Source organism: Pseudomonas sp. efr-133-TYG-5 (assembly GCF_030209175.1).
Lineage (GTDB): Bacteria > Pseudomonadota > Gammaproteobacteria > Pseudomonadales > Pseudomonadaceae > Aquipseudomonas.
Genome location: NZ_JARVSM010000001.1, coordinates 629,067 through 649,796 on the forward strand (window position 1 = coordinate 629,067; position 20,730 = coordinate 649,796).

The window sequence follows — 20,730 nt, forward strand, 5'->3', positions numbered from 1 at the left end:
ACCGATTCATTGAACCTGCTGCGACAAAAACAACAAGCTCAGGAGCAACACCATGAAAACCGTAACCCTCGCCGCCCGCCGCTGGTGGTACATCATGCCCATCGTGTTCATCACCTACAGCCTGGCGTATCTGGATCGTGCCAACTACGGCTTCGCCGCCGCGTCGGGCATGGCCGCCGACCTGATGATCACCCCAGGCCTGTCTTCATTGCTCGGCGCGCTGTTCTTCCTCGGCTATTTTTTCTTCCAGGTACCGGGGGCGATCTACGCGCAGAAACACAGCGTGAAGAAGCTGATCTTCTTCAGTCTGATTTTCTGGGGCGGGCTCGCCACCCTGACCGGGGTGGTGTCCAACGCCTACTGGTTGATCGTCATCCGCTTCATGCTCGGCGTGGTCGAAGCGGCGGTGATGCCGGCGATGCTGGTCTACCTGTGCCACTGGTTCACCCGTGCCGAGCGCTCGCGCGCCAACACTTTCCTGATCCTCGGCAACCCGGTGACCATGCTGTGGATGTCGGTGGTTTCGGGCTATCTGGTGCAGCACTTCAGCTGGCGCTGGATGTTCATCATCGAGGGGCTGCCGGCGGTGCTCTGGGCGTTTATCTGGTGGAAACTGGCCGATGATCGTCCGGCTCAGGCCAAGTGGCTGAGCGAGCAGGAAAAACACGATCTGGAGAGCGCGCTTGCCGCCGAACAGGTCGGCATCAAAGCCGTGAAAAACTACGCCGAGGCTTTCCGTTCGCCGAAAGTGATCATTCTGGCGCTGCAGTTTTTCTGCTGGAGCATCGGCGTCTACGGCTTTGTGCTGTGGCTGCCGTCAATCCTCAAGGCCGGCGCGCAAATGGACATGATCGAGGCCGGCTGGCTGTCGGCGCTGCCCTATCTGGCGGCGGTGATCGGCATGCTCGCGGTGTCGTGGGGCTCGGACAAACTGCAGAAGCGCAAACGTTTCGTCTGGCCGCCGCTGCTGATCGCGTCCATTGCCTTCTATGGCTCCTACGCTCTCGGCGCCGAGCATTTCTGGTGGTCGTACACGCTGCTGGTGATCGCCGGCGCCTGCATGTACGCGCCGTACGGGCCGTTTTTTGCCATCGTCCCGGAAATCCTTCCGGCCAACGTTGCCGGCGGCGCCATGGCGCTGATCAACAGCATGGGCGCGCTCGGTTCGTTCGGCGGCTCCTATCTGGTCGGCTACCTGAACAGCTCCACCGGTTCGCCCGGTGCTTCCTACCTGCTGATGAGCGGCGCGTTGCTGCTGTCGGTGGTGCTGACGATTTTCCTCAAGCCCGGCGCCAGCGACCGGGTCATCGCCAAGCCTGCCGCCCCGCGGCCGCTGGCGGCTCATCCCTGAAGACTCGAAAAGGTAACGGCAATGAACAAGCAGGTTGTGTTGTACAAGAAACTTTCGCCCGAACTGATGGCGCGCCTGCAGGCCCACGTGGATGTGACGCTGATCGACAGCCTCGACGCCCATGGCCTGATGCAACTGCGCGACGCCCTCCCCGCTGCCCACGGGTTGCTCGGCGCCAGCCTGAAACTCGATGCGGCGTTGCTCGACCTCGCGCCGCAACTGCAAGCGGTGTCCAGCGTTTCGGTGGGCGTCGACAATTACGACATCGATTACCTGACGCGTCGGCAGATTTTGCTGACCAACACCCCGGACGTGCTCACCGAAACCACCGCCGACACTGGTTTCGCGCTGATTCTGGCCAGTGCCCGGCGCGTGGTGGAGTTGGCGAACCTGGTGCGCGACGGCCAGTGGCAGCGCAGCATCGGCCCGGCGCATTTCGGCACGGACGTGCACGGCAAGACCCTCGGCATCATCGGCATGGGCCGCATCGGCGAGGCGCTGGCCCAGCGCGGGCATTTCGGTTTCGGCATGCCGGTGATCTATCACAGCCAGTCGCGCAAACCGGCGGTCGAACAGCGTTTCGCGGCGCAATACCGCAGCCTTGAAGACTTGTTGCGCCAGGCGGATTTCGTCTGCCTGACCTTGCCGCTGACCGCCCAGACCGAAGGCTTGATCGGCGCCGAGCAGTTCGCCTTGATGCGCCGCGAGAGCATCTTTATCAATATCTCGCGAGGCAAAGTCGTCGATGAAGCGGCGCTGATCGACGCCTTGCGTCAGCAGCGCATTCGCGGCGCCGGGCTGGATGTGTTCGAGCGGGAACCGTTGAACCCTGATTCGCCGCTGTTGCAGTTGAACAACGTGGTGGCGACGCCGCACATGGGCTCGGCGACCCACGAGACGCGCGAGGCAATGGCACGCTGCGCGGTGGACAATCTGCTGGCGGCTTTGCGTGGGGAGAAGCCGGCGAATCTGGTGAATCCGGCGGCTTGGCAGGGCTGAACTCTGCAGTGCCTGTCAGGCCCTCTTCGCGGGCAAGCCCGCTCCCACGGTGTTCTGCGCTGTACATGAGACCTGTGGGAGCGAGCTTGCTCGCGAAGGGGCCGCTACTGTCGGTGCTAGAAACTCAGGCACTGCGCGCTTGCAGAATTCGCGGGCAAGCCCGCTCCCACGGTGTTCTGCGCTGTACACGAGACCTGTGGGAGCGAGCTTGCTCGCGAAGGAGCCGCTACTGTCGGTGCAAAAAATTCAGGCACTGCGCGCTTGCAGAATTCGCGGGCAAGCCCGCTCCCACGGTGTTCTGGGCTGTACACGAGACCTGTGGGAGCGAGCTTGCTCGCGAAGGGGCCGCTACTGTCGGTGCAAGAAACTCAGGCACTGCGCGCTTGCAGAATTCGCGGGCAAGCCCGCTCCCACGTTGTTCTGCGCTGTACATGAGATCTGTGGGAGCGAGCTTGCTCGCGAAAGGGCCGGTACGATCGGTGCAAAAAATTCAGGCACTGCGCGCTTGCAGAATTCGCGGGCAAGCCCGCTCCCACGGTGTTCTACGCTGCACACGAGACTTGTGGGAGCGAGCCTGCTCGCGAAGAGGCCGGTACTGTCGGTGCAAAAAATTCAGGCACTGCGCGCCTGGAGAAGCTGCGCCGCACACAGGGCAATTCGTGAGCAGGCATCGGCCAGTTTCACCCGATCCACCACCAGCCCGAGGCGAATATGCCCCGCTGCGCTCGGCCCGAACGCCTCACCGGCAAGCACCGAAACCCCGTAACCCTCGAGCAGGCGCTCGGCAAAATCCTGCGCCGCGAGCCCGGTCTGGCGCACATCGATCATCACGAACATGCCGCCGTCCGGGCGAATCGGGTACAACCCGGGGCACCCGCGCAAGCGCTCGCAGACCAGATCGCGGCGCAGGCGATACTCCTCGCGCATCTGTGCGACTTCCGGCAGGTCTCTTTCCAGCGCCACTTGCGCGGCTTTCTGGACGAAGTCCGGCAAGCCGAAGAGCATGCTCAGCGACAGGTTGACCAGGTGCTCGGCCAGCGGCTTCGGGCCGATCATCCAGCCGATGCGCCAACCGGTCATGGCATGGGATTTCGACAGGCTGTTGATGGTGGCGGTGCGTTCGGCCATGCCCGGCAGACTGGCCGGACTGACATGCTCGCCCTCGTACAACAGGTCGCTGTAGACCTCGTCGCTGATCAGCCACAAGTCATGGCGAATGCACAGCGCGGCCAGTTCTTGCCAGATCAGCAGCGACAGACTGGCGCCGGAGGGATTGTTCGGACTGTTCAGCAGCAGCGCCCGGGTCTGCGGCGTGATGCGCGCGGCGACATCCGCCGGGTCGACGCGAAAGCCGTTTTCCGGGCGGACCGGCACCGGCACCACGGTGGCGCCGCAAGCCCCGAACACGCCTTCGTAGGTGACATACATCGGTTCGGCGACAATCACTTCGTCACCCGGATCGAGCAGGCATTGCGCGACCGAATACACCGCGCATTGCGCGCCCGGCAGCACAATCACATGGTCGGCATCCACCGCTTGCCCGCTGCGCTGCCGATGACGCTCGGCGATCAGCGTGCGCAGGGCCTTGATCCCGCGCACTTCGGAATAATGGGTATCGCCGGCCAACAGGCTGTCGATAGCGCCGTGGATGATCGGCAGCGGCGTATCGAAATCCGGATCGCCCACCGACAACAGCAACACATCGACGCCCTGGGCGCGCAACTCCAGCGCTCGGTCATGAATCCGCCAGGCCGCTGCTCCTTCCCCGGCGATTCGTTGGGTCAAGGCTGAATAGCGCATGTAAATCTCCTGTTTGCGCGGTCTCCAGCCTTCACCCTATCTCAAATCACGAAACGCGCCACCATGGCGTTCAAATCCACCGCCAGGCGCGACAATTCGTGGGTCGCGGCGCTGGTCTGGTTGGCGCCGGCCGCCGACTGCGTGGCCAGGTCGCGGATATTGACCAGGTTGCGATCGACCTCGCGCGACACTTGCGCCTGCTCCTCGGAGGCGCTGGCGATCACCAGGTTGCGCTCGTTGATCTGCTGAATCGATTGGGTGATCTGCTCCAGCGCAACGCCGGCGGCGCGGGCCATTTCCAGGGTGGTCTGGGTGCGCTGGTTGCTCTGCTGCATCGAATCCACCGCTTCGCCGGTGCCGTTCTGGATGCCGGCGACCATTTTTTCGATTTCCTGGGTCGACTGCGCAGTGCGATGGGCCAGGGCGCGGACTTCGTCGGCCACCACCGCGAAGCCGCGTCCGGCCTCACCGGCGCGGGCCGCTTCAATCGCGGCGTTGAGCGCCAGCAGGTTGGTCTGTTCGGCGATGGCGCGGATCACGTCCAGCACCTTGCCGATATCACGGCCCTGCGCGGCCAGCCCTTCGATCATTTGCGCGGTGTTCTGCACGTCGTGGGTCATGGTCTGGATCGCGTCGACGGTTTTCACCACCTGGTCGCGGCCTTCGCGCGCGGCCTGGGTCGACTGGTTCGAGGCTTCGGAAGTCGACACCGCGTTGCGCGCCACCTCTTCCACCGCGGCGGTCATTTCGTTGACCGCGGTGGCCGCCTGTTCGATTTCGTCGTTCTGTTGTTGCAGGCCGCGGGAGGCTTCTTCGGTGACCGCGCTGAGCTCTTCGGCCGCCGCGCCCAATTGAGTGGCGGAACCGGCAATCTGCTCGATGGTCCTGCGCAGGTTGAGTTGCATCGCCGCCAAGGCTTCGAGCAGGCGCGCCGGTTCGTCCTTGCCGTCGACTTCGATGACTTTGCTCAGGTTGCCGCCAGCGATGGTCTGCGCCGCGGCAACCGCACGGTTGAGCGGGTTGACGATGCTGCGGGTGAGCAACAACGCCAGCAGCACGGTGGCCAGCGCCGCAATGATCGCGACGATGACGATGCCGGTAATGGCGCTGTCGTAATGCTCGCCGGCCTGCGTCGAGGCAGTCTTCGCATCGGCGGCGTTGATCGCGATGAGCTTGTTCAACTGCTCGCCCATCTGGTCAGTGCCGTCCTTGATCCGCGTGTTGATCAGGGTGCGCATCTCGTCGACCTTGTCCTGGCGCGACAACTCCATCATCTGGTTCTGCGCCTGCAGGTAGTTGTCCAGCGTCGTGGCGAATGTCTGGTACAACGCGCGCTCTTCGCTGCCGGCGGGCAACGCCGCGTAAGCCGCCTGGGCGGTGCGCACCTTGTCCACCAGCACGCCGATCCGGGCCTGGGCTTCCTGCAGGCCGGCCGGGTCGCGGTTGACCAGAATGCGGAAGGAAAGGATGCGCAGGCGCAGGACGTTTTCCGTGACCACACCGAGCTGGGTCACGCTGGGCAGTTGCGTCGAATCCATGTCGATCGATGCCTGGCGAATGATCGACATGCGATTGACGGCGAACACGCCGAGGACGATCACCAGCAGGGCAATAAAGGCAAAACCGAGGAAGGCACGCGGCGCGATATTCAGATTACGCAAGGACATAGGAAGAACTCTCGGATGAGATAGCAACGAGCGTCCTTGCGTGATCACTGGCCCGTGGGGGGCGGGTTGCAGTCCGGCGTCACGGTTATCGGAAGTCTTGTGCGCCTATTGGCTGTATCGGCCAGGCTTGAGGAAATTTGCGCGTAAAGAGGAAATATTTTTCAAGACGTTACAGGTGTTTCACCGCTGAAACACCTGCCGCTGAATAGGATGATCGAGGGCTCAGGCCCGGGTCGCGATTCGCCACACCCGGGCGATATCGCTCGCCCGCTCCCGCAGCAGACGCGGCGCCTCGGCACACGCCTGTTCGAGCGTCATCGGCCCGCTGGTCACGGCGAATGCGGCATCGATGCCGTGGTCGTACAGCGCCTGGTAACCATCGCCCAGCGTGCCGGCAATGACGATGACCGGCACGCCATGTTCCCGGGCGATGCGCGCCACGCCGAACGGGGTCTTGCCGCGCAGGGTCTGCGCATCGAAGCGGCCTTCGCCGGTAATCACCAGGTCCGCGCCTTTGACGGCTTCGGCAAGGCCGACCAGCTCCGCCACCACTTCCACCCCGGCCTGGAACTGCGCCCCCAGAAACGCCTTAGCGGCAAACCCCAGACCGCCCGCCGCACCGCTGCCGGGCTCATCGCGCACGTCCTTGCGCAAGGCCTGTGCGCAGAGTTCGGCGAAATATCCCAAGGCCTGGTCGAGTTGCTGCACCTGCGCCGGCGAGGCGCCTTTCTGCGGACCGAAAATCGCCGAGGCGCCGTGCGGGCCGCACAGCGGATTGTTGACGTCGGCAGCAATGTCGAAACGTACCCGGGCCAGACGCGGGTCGAGGTCGCTCAGGTCCAGCCGCGCCAGTTGCGCCAGCGCCAGGCCGCCCGGCACCAGGGCCTGCCCCTGGGCATCGAGCAGTTTCAGCCCCAGCGCCTGCATGGCGCCGGCGCCGCCGTCATTGGTGGCGCTGCCGCCGATAGCCAGGATCACCCGCTGGGCACCGGCCTCGAGCGCCGCGCGGATCAGTTCGCCCGTGCCGAAGGTGCTGCTGATGCACGCGTCGCGCTGCCCCGGCGGCACCAGCTGCAGGCCGCTGGCTTCGGCCATTTCAATGATCGCGGTGTGGCTGTGCGGCAACCAGCCCCACGCCGCATCGACCGCTGCCCCCAACGGGCCGCGCACGCGAGTGCGGCGCAATTGGCCTGCGCAGGCGGCAAGAATCGATTCCACCGTGCCTTCGCCACCGTCGGCCATCGGGCATTTGACGAGCGTCGCCTGCGGCCATACCTGCGCCAGCCCCAGGGCAATGGCTTCGGCCACGCCTTGAGCACTCAGACTATCCTTGAACGAATCGGGGGCGATGACGATTTTCATGCGAATTCTCCAGTTCCAATGCCCTCATGCTGCCAGTCGCCATGGCCGTTGACGCCGGTCCGCTGCACAAGTGGCGTCGGCGTTTATTGTTCATTTCGACAAAGGCCGGTATTGCAGCCTGGCTGCTCCTGGGGATTGCCGGCTGGCGACGCCTGTCGGCGCAGGCTTGGACGCCATGGCGGCCAATGCGGCTCAAGCCGTCGGGTCGGTTTGCGGCAGCAGTTGCACGCCCAGGTACAACGCCAGCATCCCGTCCAGGCGCAGCGGGTCGACGCCGCTGATCTCGGCGATGCGTTCCATGCGGTAGCGCAGGCTGTTGCGGTGGATGCCCAGCGCATCGGCGCAGGCCTGGCTTTGCCCGTCGTGGTCACACCAACTGCGCAACGTCGCGAGCAACTGGCCGTTGCTGTCCTTGGCGATGACCTTGCGCAGCGGCTTGAGCAGTTCGTCGAGGGCGTCGTCGTTGCGGTGGCGCCAGAGCATCACCGGCAGGCGATAGCGATTGAGTGTCAGCAGCCGCGACTGCGGCAACACCTCACGGCCATAGGCGAGCAGATCGCCGACCCGCCGGTAGCAACGGCGCAAGCCGAGCAAGCCATCGGCCTGGCCGCCGACTGCGATGCGCAGAATGTTCCAGCCAAGGCCGTCGAGTTTTTCCAGCAGGCGATCAGGCTCGACGTTGTGACTGGCCGGCCGGCACCAGAGCAACGAGGTCTGCGCCGAACTCACGCACCAGCTGTCCGGGTAACGCGAGATCAGCCAGGCACCGAGGCTTTCGACAGTTTGCCCCGGAGCGTGCTCCAAGCCCAGTTCGAACAGGTACGGCACCCGTGTCAGCTGTGGCTTGAGCCCCAATTGCCGGGCTTCATCGACCAGGCGCGGCGAATCACCGGCCTCGCTCAGCAGCAGCGCCAGCAAGTCTTCGCAGCGCTGGCGCCGCCATTGCTGCTCGGCCTGCTGGTTACGCTGAGCGACGAGCATTTCGGCGGTCATGCGCACCAGTTCGGCGTAGGTGCGCAGTTGCTCGGGCTCGCCGGTGATGCCGAGCACGCCGATCAGCCGTTGGTCGAGCAACAGCGGCAGGTTGATCCCCGGCTGGACGCCTTTCAGATGCATGGCGGTCTGGGCGTCGATCTCCACCACTCGGCCGTTGGCGAGCACCAGTTGCGCGCCTTCGTGGCGGGTATTGATGCGCTCCGGTTCGCCACTGCCGAGAATCAGCCCCTGGCTGTCCATGACATTGACGTTGTACGGCAAAATGGCCATGGCCCGGTCGACGATGTCCTGAGCGAGGTCGTGATCGAGTTCGAACATAAGCGGCAGAATCCTTGAAAACAGGCGCGGACGGTTGTTCAGCCGCACAGGGTCTGGCGGCAAACCCTGTGCTCAGGCACAAAGACAATCCGGCCAAAGGTGGCCGAGACTCTCAGGGCGATCAACGTTACCCTTTGCATCGCAAAAAATCATAATAAAGAGAGAGCCGCTATGTCGCAGAGCGCCGCAGCCACCCAGACCATCGATGACGGTAAAAACGCCGTCTACAAACGCATCACCCTGCGTTTGATCCCCTTCATTTTCATCTGCTACCTGTTCAACTACCTCGACCGGGTCAACGTTGGATTTGCCAAACTGCAGATGCTCGACGCACTGAAGTTCAGCGAAACCGTGTACGGCCTCGGTGCCGGGATCTTCTTCATCGGCTACGTGCTGTGCGGCGTACCGAGCAACCTGGCACTGACTCGGTTCGGTCCACGGCGCTGGATCGCGCTGATGATGATCACCTGGGGCACGCTGTCGACCTGCCTGCTGTTCGTCACTACCCCGACCCAGTTCTACACCCTGCGCCTGTTCACCGGTGCGGCCGAAGCCGGGTTCTTCCCGGGCGTGGTGCTGTACCTGTCGCAGTGGTTCCCGACGTTTCGCCGCGGGCGGATCATGGCCCTGTTCATGTCGGCGATCCCGGTGTCCGGGCTGCTCGGCAGTCCGTTCTCCGGCTGGATCCTCAACCACTTCGCCGCCGGCCAGGGTGGCCTCGCCGGGTGGCAGTGGATGTTCCTGCTGCAGGGTATTCCGACGGTGATTCTCGGCGCCCTCGCCTACTTCCTGCTCAGTGACAGTTTCGCCAACGCCAAATGGCTGAGCGCCCATGAGCGCGCGGTGCTCGAAGCCGATCAGGCCGAAGACCTGGCGAACAAGCCGAAAACCACCTCCGACGCATTGAGCGCGGTGTTCAAGAACCCGGCGATCTGGGCGTTCGGCCTGATCTACTTCTGCATCCAGAGCGGCGTGTACGCCATCAACTTCTGGCTGCCGTCGATCATCAAGAACCTCGGCTTCAGCGACAACCTGGTGATCGGCTGGTTGAGTGCGATCCCGTACCTGCTGGCGGCGGTGTTCATGCTGCTGGTCGGGCGTTCGGCGGACATGCGCAAGGAGCGCCGCTGGCACCTGGTGGTGCCGATGCTGATGGGCGCCATCGGCCTGCTGATCGCGGTGAACTTTGCCGCCAATCCGGCCATTGCCATCCTCGGCCTGACCATCGCCACCATGGGCGCCCTCACCGGCCTGCCGATGTTCTGGCCGGTGCCGACCGCGATGCTCAGCGCCGGCGCGGCCGCTGGCGGTCTGGCCCTGATCAACTCGATGGGGCAGATGGCCGGGTTCCTCAGCCCTTACCTGGTGGGTTGGGTCAAGGACAGCACCGGTTCGACCGATGCCGCGTTGTACCTGCTGGCGGCAGTGATCGTTGGCGGCAGCCTGCTGGCGCTGCGCATGACGCGGACGTTGCGCGCGTAATCACGCTTCAAGAAGACCGCGGCCGGCGCCAGCTTCTGCAAGGAAATCCCTGTAGAAGCTGGCGCCGGCTGCAATCGTTGTGCTGTCAGGCCAACGCATCCAGCTCGATCACCAGTCCACCCGGCATCTGTACAAAGATCTGCCAGATCCCCTCCTCCGGCACCTGTGCCAATTGATACGGCAATCCACTCTCGCGCACTCGCTGCAGCACGCTGTGCGCCGGCTCGTCGCTGCGAAAGGCAATGTGGCTCAGCGCAGTGTCGGTGGACGTCGGCTGCTCGATCACGTGCACCAGCGCCTGCTCATCCTGATACAGCCAGCGGCCCGGGAACGGAAACGGTGGCCGCCGCCCCGGTGTGAGTCCGAGCAACGCGGCAAAATTGTCCTGCACGCTTTGCCCGTCAGCCGTGTTGAAGGCCAGGTGGTCGAATGTCCAGCTCATGAACGTCTCCCGCGGTTATTGGTTGATTACAGTATCCGCGCTTGCCAATCACGGAAAAATCCCGCAAATAGGCAAAGATCTTTAAAGGACTTTTAGCAATGAGCTCGATTCTCGATCTGGAGATCTTCGTGCGCACCGCCGACTCCGGGAGCATTTCCGCCGCCGCCCGCGCCCTGGAACTGACGCCAGCAGCATGCAGCATCGCCCTCAAGCGCCTGGAAACCCGCCTCGGCATCCGCCTGCTCGCCCGCTCCACCCGCAGCATGCGCCTGACCGAAGAGGGTCGGCGTTATCTCGACAGCGTGCGTATCGCCCTCGGTGCACTGGCCGAAGGCGAACAGGCGCTCAAGCACCACGGCGAGGGCCTCAGCGGTGTGCTGCAACTCGCCGCGCCGTCGGATTTCGGGCGCAATGTGCTGTTGCCGTGGCTGGACGATTTCAAGCGCGAGCATCCGAACATCCAGTTGCAATTGCTGCTCAATGATCGTCACGCCGACCTGTTTCGCGAAACCGTCGACGTCGCCCTGCGCTTCGGCGTGCCCAGCGATTCGACGCTGGTGGCGCTGCCAATTCTGCCGACGCATCGCCGCGTCGCCTGTGCCAGCCCCGACTACCTCGAGCGTCACGGCACGCCCCGACAGCCCGCCGAGTTGAGCGAGCACAGCGCCCTGCTCTACCTGCGCAATGGCCGGCCTTACAACACCTGGCGCTTCAGCCGTGGCGACGAAACGCTGGAAGTCGAAGTGCGCGGCGACTACCTCAGCGACGACGGCGAAGTCGCCCGCCGCTGGGCGCTGGCCGGGCATGGCATCGCCTACAAGGCGTGGCTGGACGTCGCCGCAGACGTGCGTGCCGGGCGTCTGCTGCCGCTGTTCGATGACTGGCACGGCGAGAGCGTGCCGTTCAACTTGCTTTGCCCGCACCGGCTGCAGGTGTCCGAGCGGGTGCGGGTGTTGCAGGCGTTTTTGCAGGCGCGTTGTGCGTCACTCGGCCGATAATTCACTTTGCCGCATCGGATGCTTCTGGTATTTGATTGGAGTTTTCCCACCGACAAAAGGATTTCGGCATGAGCTATCGCACACTGGGGCACTCGGGGTTGCAGGTATCCACCCTGACCCTCGGCACAATGATGTTTGGCGAACAGACCAGCGCCGAGGACTCGCTGCGTATCATTGACAAGGCCTGGGACCAGGGCATCAATTTCATCGACACCGCCGACGTCTACACCAACGGTCGCTCCGAGGAGATCGTCGGCGAAGCCATCGCGCGTCACCGCCACGAATGGGTACTGGCGACCAAGGTCGGCTTCGGCCCGGTGGATGGCGTGCCGAACCGCAGCGGTCTGAGCCGCAAGCACATCTTCAATGGTCTGGAGGCCAGCCTGACGCGCCTTGGCACCGACTACCTCGACATCTATTACCTGCACCGCGAAGACCACAACACGCCGCTGGAAGTGACCGTTTCGGCGATTGGCGACCTGATCCGCCAGGGCAAGATCCGCTACTGGGGCCTGTCCAACTACCGGGGCTGGCGCATCGCCGAGGTGATTCGCATTGCCGACCAACTCGGCGTCGATCGCCCGGTGATCAGCCAGCCGCTGTACAACATCGTCAACCGCCAGGCCGAAACCGAACAGATCACCGCCGCGCAGACCTACGGCCTCGGCGTGGTGCCGTACAGCCCGCTGGCCCGTGGCGTGCTCAGCGGCAAATACGCGCCGGATGTCACGCCGGACGCCAACAGCCGCGCCGGGCGTCAGGACAAGCGCATCCTCGAAACCGAATGGCGCGTGGAATCACTGCGCATTGCCCAGCAGATCCAGCAATACACCCAGGGCCGTGGGGTGGGCATCGTCGAGTTCGCGATTGCCTGGGTGCTGAACAACAGCGCGGTGACCTCGGCCATCGTCGGACCGCGCACCGAACAACAGTGGGACGCGTACACCAAGGCGCAGGCCGTGCAGATCACGGCGGAGGATGAGGCGTTCATCGATTCGCTGGTGACGCCGGGGCACGCGTCGACACCAGGGTTCAATGACGTGAGCCATTTTGTGTCGGGTCGTAGACCGCGTTCGGCTTGAGATCCCCGCCCTCTCCCGGAGGGCGAAGGGTCCGATTGCGGGATGTTCAGACTATGCTTTTCTCTGAGCGTGTTGTGTTGAACCCGTAATCGACAGGCCCTATCAGGTCGACGGATTACCAGAGACACCCCGATCGGCTCCCTCCCTTTGGGAGAGGGCTGGGGTGAGGAGCTGTCGATTGTTGGAAATATTGATCACTCGGCCAATATTCAGCACAAAAACCACGTATCCTGCGCGCCCCGTTTGACCTTCAACCCGCGAGGACAGTTTGTCTAAAGGTATCGCTCTATCGGTGTCAGCCTCGGTGCTGTTTGCCGTCATGTATTACTACACGTCGTTGCTCACCCCGCTGAGCGGCGTGGAAATCTTTGGTTGGCGGATGCTGCTGACCGTGCCGTGCATGACCGTGTTCATGCTGGTTTCCGGCGAATGGCGGCGGGTGCTCGAACTGCTGCGCCGGGTGGCGCAACAGCCCAAACTGATTGGCGGCCTGGTCGTTTCGGCGGCGTTGCTCGGCGTGCAGCTGTGGCTGTTCATGTGGGCGCCGCTCAACGGCTACAGCCTCGACGTGTCGCTCGGCTATTTCCTCCTGCCGCTGGCGATGGTCCTGACCGGGCGCATCGTATACGGCGACAGCCTGTCGTACCTGCAGAAAATCGCCGTGTTCTTTGCCACGCTGGGTGTGGCGAACGAGCTGTATCAGGTCGGCGGTTTTTCCTGGGCGACCCTGGTGGTCGTGGTCGGTTACCCGCTGTATTTCGTGCTGCGCAAACGCCTGAAGACCGACCATCTCGGCGGCTTGTGGGTCGACATGACCTTGATGCTGCCCGTCGCGTACTGGTTCGTGCGCGGTGGCGAGCAAGGCTTTGCCGTGTTCGATCAGTACCCGGGGCTGATGTGGCTGATTCCGCTGCTTGGCCTGATCAGTGCCTCCGCGCTGGTGGTCTACATCATTGCCAGCCGCTTGTTGCCGTTCAGCCTGTTCGGCCTGCTCAGCTATGTCGAGCCGGTGTTGCTGCTCGGTGTCGCGCTGTTGCTGGGTGAAAGCATCAAGGCCGGTGAATGGCTGACGTACATCCCGATCTGGCTGGCAGTGGTAGTACTGGTGTTTGAGGGCTTCAAGCATTTGATGCGGCAGCGCAGATCTTAAAAACAACCGTGGGAGCGAGCCTGCTCGCGAAAGCGTCAATTCAGTCAACTCTGATGTTGAATGAAGGACCGCATTCGCGAGCAGGCTCGCTCCCACAGGGTGTAGCCGGGACGAAAATTACTCGGTGGTCAGCACACCACGACGCACCTGATCGCGCTCGATCGACTCGAACAGCGCCTTGAAGTTGCCCTCGCCGAAGCCATCGTCGCCTTTACGCTGGATGAATTCGAAGAACACCGGGCCCATCAGGGTTTCCGAGAAGATCTGCAGCAGCAGGCGCTTGTCGCCCTGCTCCGAGGCGCCATCGAGCAGGATGCCGCGCGATTGCAGCTGATCGACCGGCTCGCCGTGGTTCGGCAGACGGCCTTCGAGCATTTCGTAGTAGGTGTCCGGCGGTGCGGTCATGAAGCGCATGCCGATCTTCTTCAACTGATCCCAGGTCTTGACCAGGTCGTCGGTGAGGAACGCCACGTGCTGGATGCCCTCGCCGTTGAACTGCATCAGGAACTCTTCGATCTGCCCGGCGCCCTTCGACGACTCTTCGTTGAGCGGAATGCGGATCATGCCGTCCGGAGCGGTCATCGCCTTGGAGGTCAGGCCGGTGTATTCGCCCTTGATGTCGAAGTAACGGATCTCGCGGAAATTGAACAGCTTCTCGTAGAAGTTGGCCCAGTAGGCCATGCGTCCGCGGTACACGTTGTGGGTCAGGTGGTCGATGATCTTCAGGCCGGCCCCAACCGGATTGCGGTCGACACCTTCGAGGAACACGAAGTCGATGTCATAGATCGAGCTGCCTTCACCGAAACGGTCGATCAGGTACAGCGGCGCGCCGCCAATGCCTTTGATCGCCGGCAGGTTCAGCTCCATCGGGCCGGTTTCGATGTGGATCGGCTGGGCGCCGAGTTCCAGGGCACGGTTGTACGCCTTCTGCGAATCCTTGACGCGAAACGCCATGCCGCACACCGACGGGCCATGCTCGGCGGCGAAGTACGAGGCGACGCTGTTTGGTTCGTTGTTGAGGATCAGGTTGATCGCGCCCTGACGATACAGGTGCACGTTCTTCGAGCGGTGGGTCGCGACCTTGGTGAAGCCCATGATCTCGAAGATCGGTTCCAGGGTGCCAGGGGTCGGCGATGCGAACTCGATGAACTCGAAGCCCATCAGGCCCATTGGGTTTTCGTATAAATCTGCCATGGTTGGCGCCTCATCATTCTTATCAATTAACCAGAGTTATTTGTCAGTAATGCTGAGACCGGTGGGCGGCGCACAGGAGATGCCACGCACACTGCGGGCGAGGAAGTCACCGTAGATCAATTGAAACCCGAATATCTTCATTGTCGACCCAAGGCTCTTGCGGGCGAGGCTTCTGCTGCCAGAAGACGATTATTATTGTATGCGTAAACCGATTCTACACAGCGTAATAGGGGTTGTCTGCCCTCTCTATAAAATCCGCTTTTTCGCGACCGGTGCAAAGGGTTTGTTGCACAGGTAAATGCCCGTCAGGATCAGCACGCCGCCCAGGCACATGGCCAGTGTCAGCCGCTCACCAAGCAGCAGCGCTGCGAGGATCACCGCGGTCAGCGGATTGAGCGCGATGAACACGCCGGAGCGCGTCGCGCCGATTTTACGCAGGCCATCGTAATAGCCGATGTAGGCCAGCGCCGAGCCGAGCACGCCGAGGTAGAGCAGGCTCAACCACTGCGGCGTACCGAGTTCGCGCAACGCGACCCAGCTCAATTCGCCCCGCCACGCCGCCAGCAGCCACAACATCACGGTGCCGAGCAGAATCGACCAGGTCACGGTCTGCACCGGGCCGAGGCTCTGGTTGAGGCCGCGGGAACACAGCGAGTACATGCCCCAGCCGAGCACGCATCCGAAGATCAGCAGATCGCCGATCCACGCCTGCGTGGTCGCCGCGAGCAACTGCGGATTGCGACTGACGATCACCGTGCCCGCGCCGACGATGCAGGTCACGATGCCAATGATCTTCGCCCTGCCCAGCCGCTCCTTGAACACCAGCCATGAGGCCAGGGCAATCACGGCCGGATTGAGCGCCACGATCAACGAAGCGCGCGACGCATTGATGTAACGCAGCCCGTAAAAAAAGCACAGGTTATAGACAAAGATCCCGCAGAAACCCAGCAGCGCCAGTTGCAGCCACTGCCGGCAGGTCGGCCGCGCGAGGGGAACCCGGGCCAGCCACAACATGCCCAGCAACGCCACGCTGGCCAGCAGAAAACGCAGGCTCGCGGCGAAGATCGGGCTCAGGCTGTCGGCCAGCAAGCGCCCGGCGACAAACGTCCCGCCCCAGACCATGCTGACCGCACACAGGGTCACGTAGACCGGCAGATCCGAGGTAGCGGATCGCTCTTGCACATTTCTGCTCATAACACTGCAAACGCCTGAAGGGACGGATGGCGTATCATTTGCCTGATTCCACATCATCGTAAAATGAGTAAATACTCATGACCCTGACGCAACTCGAAATCTTTTCCCTGGTGGCGGAATTGCGCGGCTTCACCCTCGCCGCCCATCGCCTGGGGATTTCCCAGTCAGCGGTGTCGCACACCCTCAAGTCACTGGAGCAGGAACTGGGCGTCGAACTCTTGCGCCGGCATCAGGCGCATGTCGAACTCAGTGACATCGGCGAGCGATTGCTGTTGCGTGCCCGGGCCATGCTCGGGCTGGCCAACACGCTGCGCCAGGAAGCGGCGGACGCTCGCGGCATGAAGCGCGGCACGCTGCGTATCGGTTCGTTCGGCCCGACGGCGTCGATCCGCCTGCTGCCGAAAATCCTCGAGCAGTACCGTCAGGCCCACCCGGGCATCGAGGTACACGTCGACGAGGGGCCGGATCGCCAGGTACTGCAATGGCTGCAGGAGCGGCGGATCGACGTCGGATTCGTCGTCCTGCCGGAGGACCGCTTCGATACCTACGCATTGCTTGAGGATCAGTTGGTCGCCCTGCTCCCGCCGGCTCACCCGTTGGCGTCAAGGACGCAACTGGCGCTCGAGGATTTGTGCGCCGACCCGTTTGTGCTGACCGAGGCCGGCTCTGCGGAACTGGTCACACGGCTGTTCCATGCCGCACGCCTGACACCGAACATTCGCTTCCGCTGCTCGCAATTGCTCAGCACGCTGGACACGGTCAGTCGTGGCGACGCGATCACCGTGGTCGCCGAAGGCTCGTTGCCGGACACGGAGAACCCGCGCTACCTCAAGAAGGCGCTGACCCCGGCGGTCGTGCGCCAGATTGGCCTGGCGGTACTCGACCGGCGCCAGGCTTCCCCGGCAACGCTGGCGTTTGTCGACCTGGCAACACGGCTGGACTACCGTTGAGCAGCGCAAGCCGCATCGGCCATCTATCATGGCCTCTGACCGAACGCAGGTTGCCAGGCACGCCCTTGGCCTGCGCGCCTTCAACTGCCCCGAATCATTGCGACAGGATGCGCCCATGCCTTTGACCGTCAGATACCGCCGCACCCGCCGCACCCGCAATGTCCTGACACTGCTCTGCGGTCTGCTGCCGGTGGTACTCGGCGTACTGATTCTGCATCTGCAGGCTGAACGCGCTCTGCAACAACACGCCCACGAGACGGCCACCGAGGCCGTGCGCCAATTCGAACTGATGCTCGACAACACCGCCCAGGCAGCCCGCGAACTGCTGCCGCTGGCCGGCCAACCCTGCAACGACGTGACCCTGGCCCTGCGCGAGCAAGTCACCCGCCGCCCGTTCGTGCGTTCGACCAACCTGGTGTGGGACGACAATCTGTATTGCAGTTCGTTGTTCGGCAGCTTCAAGGAGGCCGTCAACCCGGGCGACTACAACCAGGGCAAGTTGTGGCTGATGAACGGCAACCCGGTCACGCCCAATACAGCGCTGCTGGTGTACCGGCTCAGCGAAGGCCGCGGCGGCGCACTGACCACCCTCGACGGCTACCACTTGAGCAACATCCTGCGCCTGATTGGTCGGCAGACGCTGTTGCTGTTGCAGGTCGGCAACAACTGGCTGTCCGCTGACGGCAAAGTGCACAGCGGCCCCTTGCCCGCGCTGCCGGTTGCCCAGAACACGCTGAATTCTTCGCGCTACGCCTTCACCGTGTCGGCGGGTTTCGCCGAGGGCGAAACATGGCGCTACATGAGCGATGAATACCCGCCGCTGTTCAGCCTGCTGATGTTTTTCGGCGTGATATCCGGCGCAATCGGCCATATCGTGCAACGGCGCTCCACTTCGCCAAGCCATGAAATGCTGCGCGCGCTGGAGGCTGGCGAGTTCATTCCGTACTTTCAGCCGGTGGTGCACGGCGACAGCAAGAACTGGTCGGGCGCCGAAGTGCTGATGCGCTGGAAACACCCCAAGGAAGGTCTGGTGCGCCCGGATCTGTTCATTCCGTTTGCCGAACACTCGGGACTGATCGTGCCGATGACCCGCTCGCTGATGCAGCAGACGGCCGCGCTGCTAGGGCCGTTGTCACCCACATTTACCGCGCCGTTCCACATCGGCATCAACATCACCGCCAGCCATTGCCAGGACCTGCAACTGGTCGACGATTGCCGCGAATTCCTCGATGCGTTCGTCCCGGGCAGCATCAACCTGGTGCTGGAGTTGACCGAGCGCGAGTTGATCGAACCGACCGCCATCACCCATCGTCTGTTCGATGCCCTGCATGCACTGGGCGTGAAGATTGCCATCGACGACTTCGGGACCGGTCACTCAAGCCTTGGCTACTTGCGCCAGTTCAATGTCGACTTCCTCAAGATCGATCAGAGTTTCGTTGCCATGATCGGCATCGATGCGCTCTCCCGGCATATTCTCGACACCATCATCGAGCTGTCGGCCAAACTCGACTTGGGGATTGTTGCCGAAGGTGTCGAGACGCAGGCGCAGTGTGATTACCTGACAGATCATAACGTTAACTTCCTGCAAGGCTATCTGTTTGGCAAACCGATGCCGGCGGCGGACTTCATTAACGCATTAAGTCACCATTAACCCGGATGAATAAACCGCTATTGGCCGAGATCGCGCACCAAATTGATACAAAACCGGGTTGTTGTTACATGAAGAAAAAGTCAGGATTTACTCTTGGCTCGTTAACTACTACAATTTTTCCTACCTGTTGCAAGATTGGCAGGTGAGCCATTTATCACCGAGTCGCTTCAAGGCTCTTGGCTTATAGCTTTGTTTGCGGTTGGAATCGGCCAATCACACTATTGGAGTAAAGATATTGTCCAGACTCGCTGAATTTCGTGCAGCTGAAAAGGCCCTTCAGGAGCAGCTCAAGCAGCTGGAATCGCTGAAGAATGACGCCGGGCTCAAGAAAGAAATCGAATTCGAAGAAAAGCTCCAGGGCCTGATGAAAACCTACGGCAAAGGCCTCAAGGACATCATCGCCATTCTCGATCCGAACGCGGCAAAATCCGCTCTGCCGGCCGCTAGCGCACCGAAAACCCGCCGCGCCCGCGTAGTCAAGGTCTATCAGAACCCGCACACTGGCGAACTGATCGAGACCAAGGGCGGCAACCATCGCGGCCTGAAGGCCTGGAAGGAACAATACGGCGCCGCTACCGTTGATTCCTGGCTGCGTGGCTGATTTCACGCCAGCATAAAACAGCCCTGCCTTGCAGGGCTTTTTTTTCGACGTTATCTAACAATTGCAACGAATTGCTCCGAACAAGTTGGCACTGTCGTGCATCTGCACCGCGCTATTACGTCATATTTCATGCGCAGACATGTTGCAGATTCCGTCCCCGGTTAAACTTTGTGGTTAATTCCTTCGCGCATCTAAGCGTTCGCTGATCATGAAAAGGCGAATTAAAGTTTCACGCTGTTTCTAGCGGCCATTATTTCGCCTTCGCTGGCCTTATAGATTTCCGCCTGACCGGCATAGGAAAGTACATAGGCCTTGTCCGCCTCAACCGCGGCCACCAATGTTTGCGACAGTACATGGCGGCCATTTTCGGTAACCACACAAGTGGTTTCCAACGCCGCCAACGGACCCAGCGTCGCCGAATGCACCTTATTGCAAACGCTTTGATAGCCGCCCTGGAAAAAGTCCTTCTGCACGGACTTGCGCATTTCCAGCAACACGCCCTGCAAGTTCACCTGATGCCCGCTTTCGACCCGGGTCATGGTCAACTCCATCACCATCACCTGATTGCCGTCAGCGTCATTTTTTACCGCGCGCTGGCGAGATACTTCGGGGCTGGCTTCAGGCAGCGCTTGCACCTGCCATCCCGCTGGCCAAGTGATAGCCGGCTCCGCGGCCCATACCGAGGCAGCGCACAGGGACAAGCCGAAGAAAACGAACAGCGATTTGAACGGTCGGATCATTACCGGAGACACTCGCGAATTGAGCCGTAAAGTCTGAGCCTCGTCCGCAGCCAGGGCAAGCCCGCGCTTTCCGTTTGGCGATGCCGGTACGCATGCGTATCATTGCGCCCATTCACTCGCCCATTTGTTACGGAGGGCCCATGAGCCTGCAAGAACTGAACACTTTCCCCGGCGTCACCGCCACCCCGGACAGCGCAACCCGCAACTTCGTCTTCAACCACACCATGCTGCGCGTGAAAGACATCACCAAGTCGCTGGATTTCTACACCCGCGTCCTGGGCTTCTCCCTGGTCGAAAAGCGCGATTTCCCGGAAGCCGAGTTCAGCCTGTATTTCCTCGCCCTGGTCGACAAGGCGCAGATCCCGGCTGACGCCGCCGCTCGCACCGAGTGGATGAAGTCGATTCCCGGCATTCTCGAGCTGACTCACAACCACGGCACCGAAAACGATGCCGACTTCGCTTACCACAACGGCAACACCGACCCGCGTGGCTTCGGCCACATCTGCATTTCGGTGCCGGACATCGTGGCGGCCTGTGCACGCTTTGAGGAACTGGGCTGCGACTTCCAGAAGCGCCTGAACGATGGCCGCATGAAGAGCCTGGCGTTCATCAAGGACCCGGATGGCTACTGGGTTGAAATCATTCAACCTGCGCCGCTGTAAAAGCCTCAAGCCTCTGGCCCTCGGCTGAGGGCTGGAGTACGGCGCAACTTTCATGCGCAATAAAAAAACCCATGATCACTCATGGGTTTTT

The 20,730-nt window shown here is 62.2% G+C and carries 18 protein-coding genes; 10 read left to right on the plus strand and 8 right to left on the minus strand.

Annotated elements, in window-relative coordinates; all coding sequences use genetic code 11:
• The first annotated feature begins 52 nt into the window (after positions 1–52).
• Together QRN70_RS02750 and QRN70_RS02755 are read left to right on the plus strand one after the other, a co-directional pair.
• Positions 53–1,351 (plus strand): MFS transporter, encoded by a 1,299-nt coding sequence (locus QRN70_RS02750; protein ID WP_285415689.1) that lies wholly within the window; start codon positions 53–55, stop codon positions 1,349–1,351.
• 21 nt (positions 1,352–1,372) lie between these two features.
• Positions 1,373–2,350 carry a 2-hydroxyacid dehydrogenase gene (locus tag QRN70_RS02755; protein ID WP_285415690.1) on the plus strand — a complete coding sequence of 326 codons (978 nt, stop codon included), beginning with the start codon at positions 1,373–1,375 and terminating at the stop codon, positions 2,348–2,350.
• Between the two features lie 612 nt (positions 2,351–2,962).
• Here the strand turns inward: QRN70_RS02755 and QRN70_RS02760 are convergent.
• From QRN70_RS02760 to QRN70_RS02775, 4 genes are all read right to left on the minus strand, one after another.
• A complete protein-coding gene (locus QRN70_RS02760) occupies positions 2,963–4,150 on the minus strand; it encodes a pyridoxal phosphate-dependent aminotransferase (RefSeq protein WP_285415691.1) in 1,188 nt (395 codons plus the stop codon).
• Positions 4,151–4,191: 41 nt separating this feature from the next.
• Positions 4,192–5,817 (minus strand): methyl-accepting chemotaxis protein, encoded by a 1,626-nt coding sequence (locus QRN70_RS02765; protein WP_285415692.1) that lies wholly within the window; start codon positions 5,815–5,817, stop codon positions 4,192–4,194.
• 222 nt (positions 5,818–6,039) lie between these two features.
• On the minus strand, positions 6,040–7,179 hold the full coding sequence (locus tag QRN70_RS02770) for a glycerate kinase (RefSeq protein ID WP_285415693.1): 1,140 nt from the start codon (positions 7,177–7,179) through the stop codon (positions 6,040–6,042).
• 192 nt (positions 7,180–7,371) lie between these two features.
• Positions 7,372–8,493 carry a sugar diacid recognition domain-containing protein gene (locus QRN70_RS02775; protein WP_285415694.1) on the minus strand — a complete coding sequence of 374 codons (1,122 nt, stop codon included), beginning with the start codon at positions 8,491–8,493 and terminating at the stop codon, positions 7,372–7,374.
• A gap of 171 nt (positions 8,494–8,664) precedes the next feature.
• On the opposite strand from QRN70_RS02775, the gene QRN70_RS02780 reads away from it, so the two are divergent.
• Positions 8,665–9,975: an MFS transporter gene (locus QRN70_RS02780; RefSeq protein WP_285415695.1), complete on the plus strand. Its 1,311-nt coding sequence runs from the start codon at positions 8,665–8,667 to the stop codon at positions 9,973–9,975.
• Between the two features lie 85 nt (positions 9,976–10,060).
• Here QRN70_RS02780 and QRN70_RS02785 read toward each other — a convergent pair whose 3' ends face one another.
• Positions 10,061–10,417, minus strand: coding sequence for a VOC family protein (locus QRN70_RS02785; RefSeq protein WP_285415696.1), 357 nt, complete (start codon positions 10,415–10,417; stop codon positions 10,061–10,063).
• Between the two features lie 98 nt (positions 10,418–10,515).
• Here QRN70_RS02785 and QRN70_RS02790 point away from each other — a divergent pair, with 98 nt between their 5' ends.
• The 3 genes from QRN70_RS02790 (at position 10,516) to rarD (ending at position 13,647) form a co-directional block, all read left to right on the plus strand.
• A complete protein-coding gene (locus tag QRN70_RS02790; RefSeq protein ID WP_285415697.1) occupies positions 10,516–11,415 on the plus strand; it encodes a LysR family transcriptional regulator in 900 nt (299 codons plus the stop codon).
• A gap of 68 nt (positions 11,416–11,483) precedes the next feature.
• A complete protein-coding gene (locus QRN70_RS02795) occupies positions 11,484–12,497 on the plus strand; it encodes an aldo/keto reductase (protein WP_285415698.1) in 1,014 nt (337 codons plus the stop codon).
• A gap of 268 nt (positions 12,498–12,765) precedes the next feature.
• Positions 12,766–13,647, plus strand: coding sequence for an EamA family transporter RarD (rarD, locus tag QRN70_RS02800; RefSeq protein WP_285415699.1), 882 nt, complete (start codon positions 12,766–12,768; stop codon positions 13,645–13,647).
• A 117-nt stretch (positions 13,648–13,764) separates the two neighbouring features.
• Here the strand turns inward: rarD and hppD are convergent, their stop codons facing one another.
• Positions 13,765–14,841 (minus strand): 4-hydroxyphenylpyruvate dioxygenase, encoded by a 1,077-nt coding sequence (gene hppD, locus QRN70_RS02805; RefSeq protein ID WP_285415700.1) that lies wholly within the window; start codon positions 14,839–14,841, stop codon positions 13,765–13,767.
• Positions 14,842–15,087: 246 nt separating this feature from the next.
• A complete protein-coding gene (locus QRN70_RS02810; RefSeq protein WP_502941499.1) occupies positions 15,088–16,023 on the minus strand; it encodes a DMT family transporter in 936 nt (311 codons plus the stop codon).
• An 89-nt stretch (positions 16,024–16,112) separates the two neighbouring features.
• Between QRN70_RS02810 and QRN70_RS02815 the strand changes: the two genes are divergently transcribed.
• The 3 genes from QRN70_RS02815 (at position 16,113) to QRN70_RS02825 (ending at position 19,237) form a co-directional block, all read left to right on the plus strand.
• The gene (locus QRN70_RS02815; RefSeq protein ID WP_285415702.1) at positions 16,113–16,985 is read left to right on the plus strand and encodes a LysR family transcriptional regulator; all 873 of its coding nucleotides are present in this window, start codon (positions 16,113–16,115) and stop codon (positions 16,983–16,985) included.
• A 115-nt stretch (positions 16,986–17,100) separates the two neighbouring features.
• The gene (locus tag QRN70_RS02820; protein WP_285415703.1) at positions 17,101–18,636 is read left to right on the plus strand and encodes an EAL domain-containing protein; all 1,536 of its coding nucleotides are present in this window, start codon (positions 17,101–17,103) and stop codon (positions 18,634–18,636) included.
• A 235-nt stretch (positions 18,637–18,871) separates the two neighbouring features.
• Positions 18,872–19,237: a histone-like nucleoid-structuring protein, MvaT/MvaU family gene (locus QRN70_RS02825; RefSeq protein ID WP_285415704.1), complete on the plus strand. Its 366-nt coding sequence runs from the start codon at positions 18,872–18,874 to the stop codon at positions 19,235–19,237.
• A 221-nt stretch (positions 19,238–19,458) separates the two neighbouring features.
• Here QRN70_RS02825 and QRN70_RS02830 read toward each other — a convergent pair whose 3' ends face one another.
• Complete coding sequence (locus QRN70_RS02830) at positions 19,459–19,977, minus strand: DUF4946 domain-containing protein (RefSeq protein WP_285415705.1); 519 nt, start codon at positions 19,975–19,977, stop codon at positions 19,459–19,461.
• A gap of 140 nt (positions 19,978–20,117) precedes the next feature.
• Between QRN70_RS02830 and gloA the strand changes: the two genes are divergently transcribed.
• Positions 20,118–20,639 (plus strand): lactoylglutathione lyase, encoded by a 522-nt coding sequence (gene gloA, locus QRN70_RS02835; protein ID WP_285415706.1) that lies wholly within the window; start codon positions 20,118–20,120, stop codon positions 20,637–20,639.
• Positions 20,640–20,730: the final 91 nt, after the last annotated feature.

What these genes read in the sequence shown, in the direction of transcription:
- QRN70_RS02750 (WP_285415689.1), top strand. Translation starts at nt 53, where the DNA reads ATGAAAACCGTAACCCTCGCCGCCCGCCGCTGGTGGTACATCATGCCC.
- QRN70_RS02755 (WP_285415690.1), top strand. Translation starts at nt 1,373, where the DNA reads ATGAACAAGCAGGTTGTGTTGTACAAGAAACTTTCGCCCGAACTGATG.
- QRN70_RS02760 (WP_285415691.1), bottom strand. Translation starts at nt 4,150, where the DNA reads ATGCGCTATTCAGCCTTGACCCAACGAATCGCCGGGGAAGGAGCAGCG.
- QRN70_RS02765 (WP_285415692.1), bottom strand. Translation starts at nt 5,817, where the DNA reads ATGTCCTTGCGTAATCTGAATATCGCGCCGCGTGCCTTCCTCGGTTTT.
- QRN70_RS02770 (WP_285415693.1), bottom strand. Translation starts at nt 7,179, where the DNA reads ATGAAAATCGTCATCGCCCCCGATTCGTTCAAGGATAGTCTGAGTGCT.
- QRN70_RS02775 (WP_285415694.1), bottom strand. Translation starts at nt 8,493, where the DNA reads ATGTTCGAACTCGATCACGACCTCGCTCAGGACATCGTCGACCGGGCC.
- QRN70_RS02780 (WP_285415695.1), top strand. Translation starts at nt 8,665, where the DNA reads ATGTCGCAGAGCGCCGCAGCCACCCAGACCATCGATGACGGTAAAAAC.
- QRN70_RS02785 (WP_285415696.1), bottom strand. Translation starts at nt 10,417, where the DNA reads ATGAGCTGGACATTCGACCACCTGGCCTTCAACACGGCTGACGGGCAA.
- QRN70_RS02790 (WP_285415697.1), top strand. Translation starts at nt 10,516, where the DNA reads ATGAGCTCGATTCTCGATCTGGAGATCTTCGTGCGCACCGCCGACTCC.
- QRN70_RS02795 (WP_285415698.1), top strand. Translation starts at nt 11,484, where the DNA reads ATGAGCTATCGCACACTGGGGCACTCGGGGTTGCAGGTATCCACCCTG.
- hppD (WP_285415700.1), bottom strand. Translation starts at nt 14,841, where the DNA reads ATGGCAGATTTATACGAAAACCCAATGGGCCTGATGGGCTTCGAGTTC.
- QRN70_RS02815 (WP_285415702.1), top strand. Translation starts at nt 16,113, where the DNA reads ATGACCCTGACGCAACTCGAAATCTTTTCCCTGGTGGCGGAATTGCGC.
- QRN70_RS02820 (WP_285415703.1), top strand. Translation starts at nt 17,101, where the DNA reads ATGCCTTTGACCGTCAGATACCGCCGCACCCGCCGCACCCGCAATGTC.
- QRN70_RS02830 (WP_285415705.1), bottom strand. Translation starts at nt 19,977, where the DNA reads ATGATCCGACCGTTCAAATCGCTGTTCGTTTTCTTCGGCTTGTCCCTG.
- gloA (WP_285415706.1), top strand. Translation starts at nt 20,118, where the DNA reads ATGAGCCTGCAAGAACTGAACACTTTCCCCGGCGTCACCGCCACCCCG.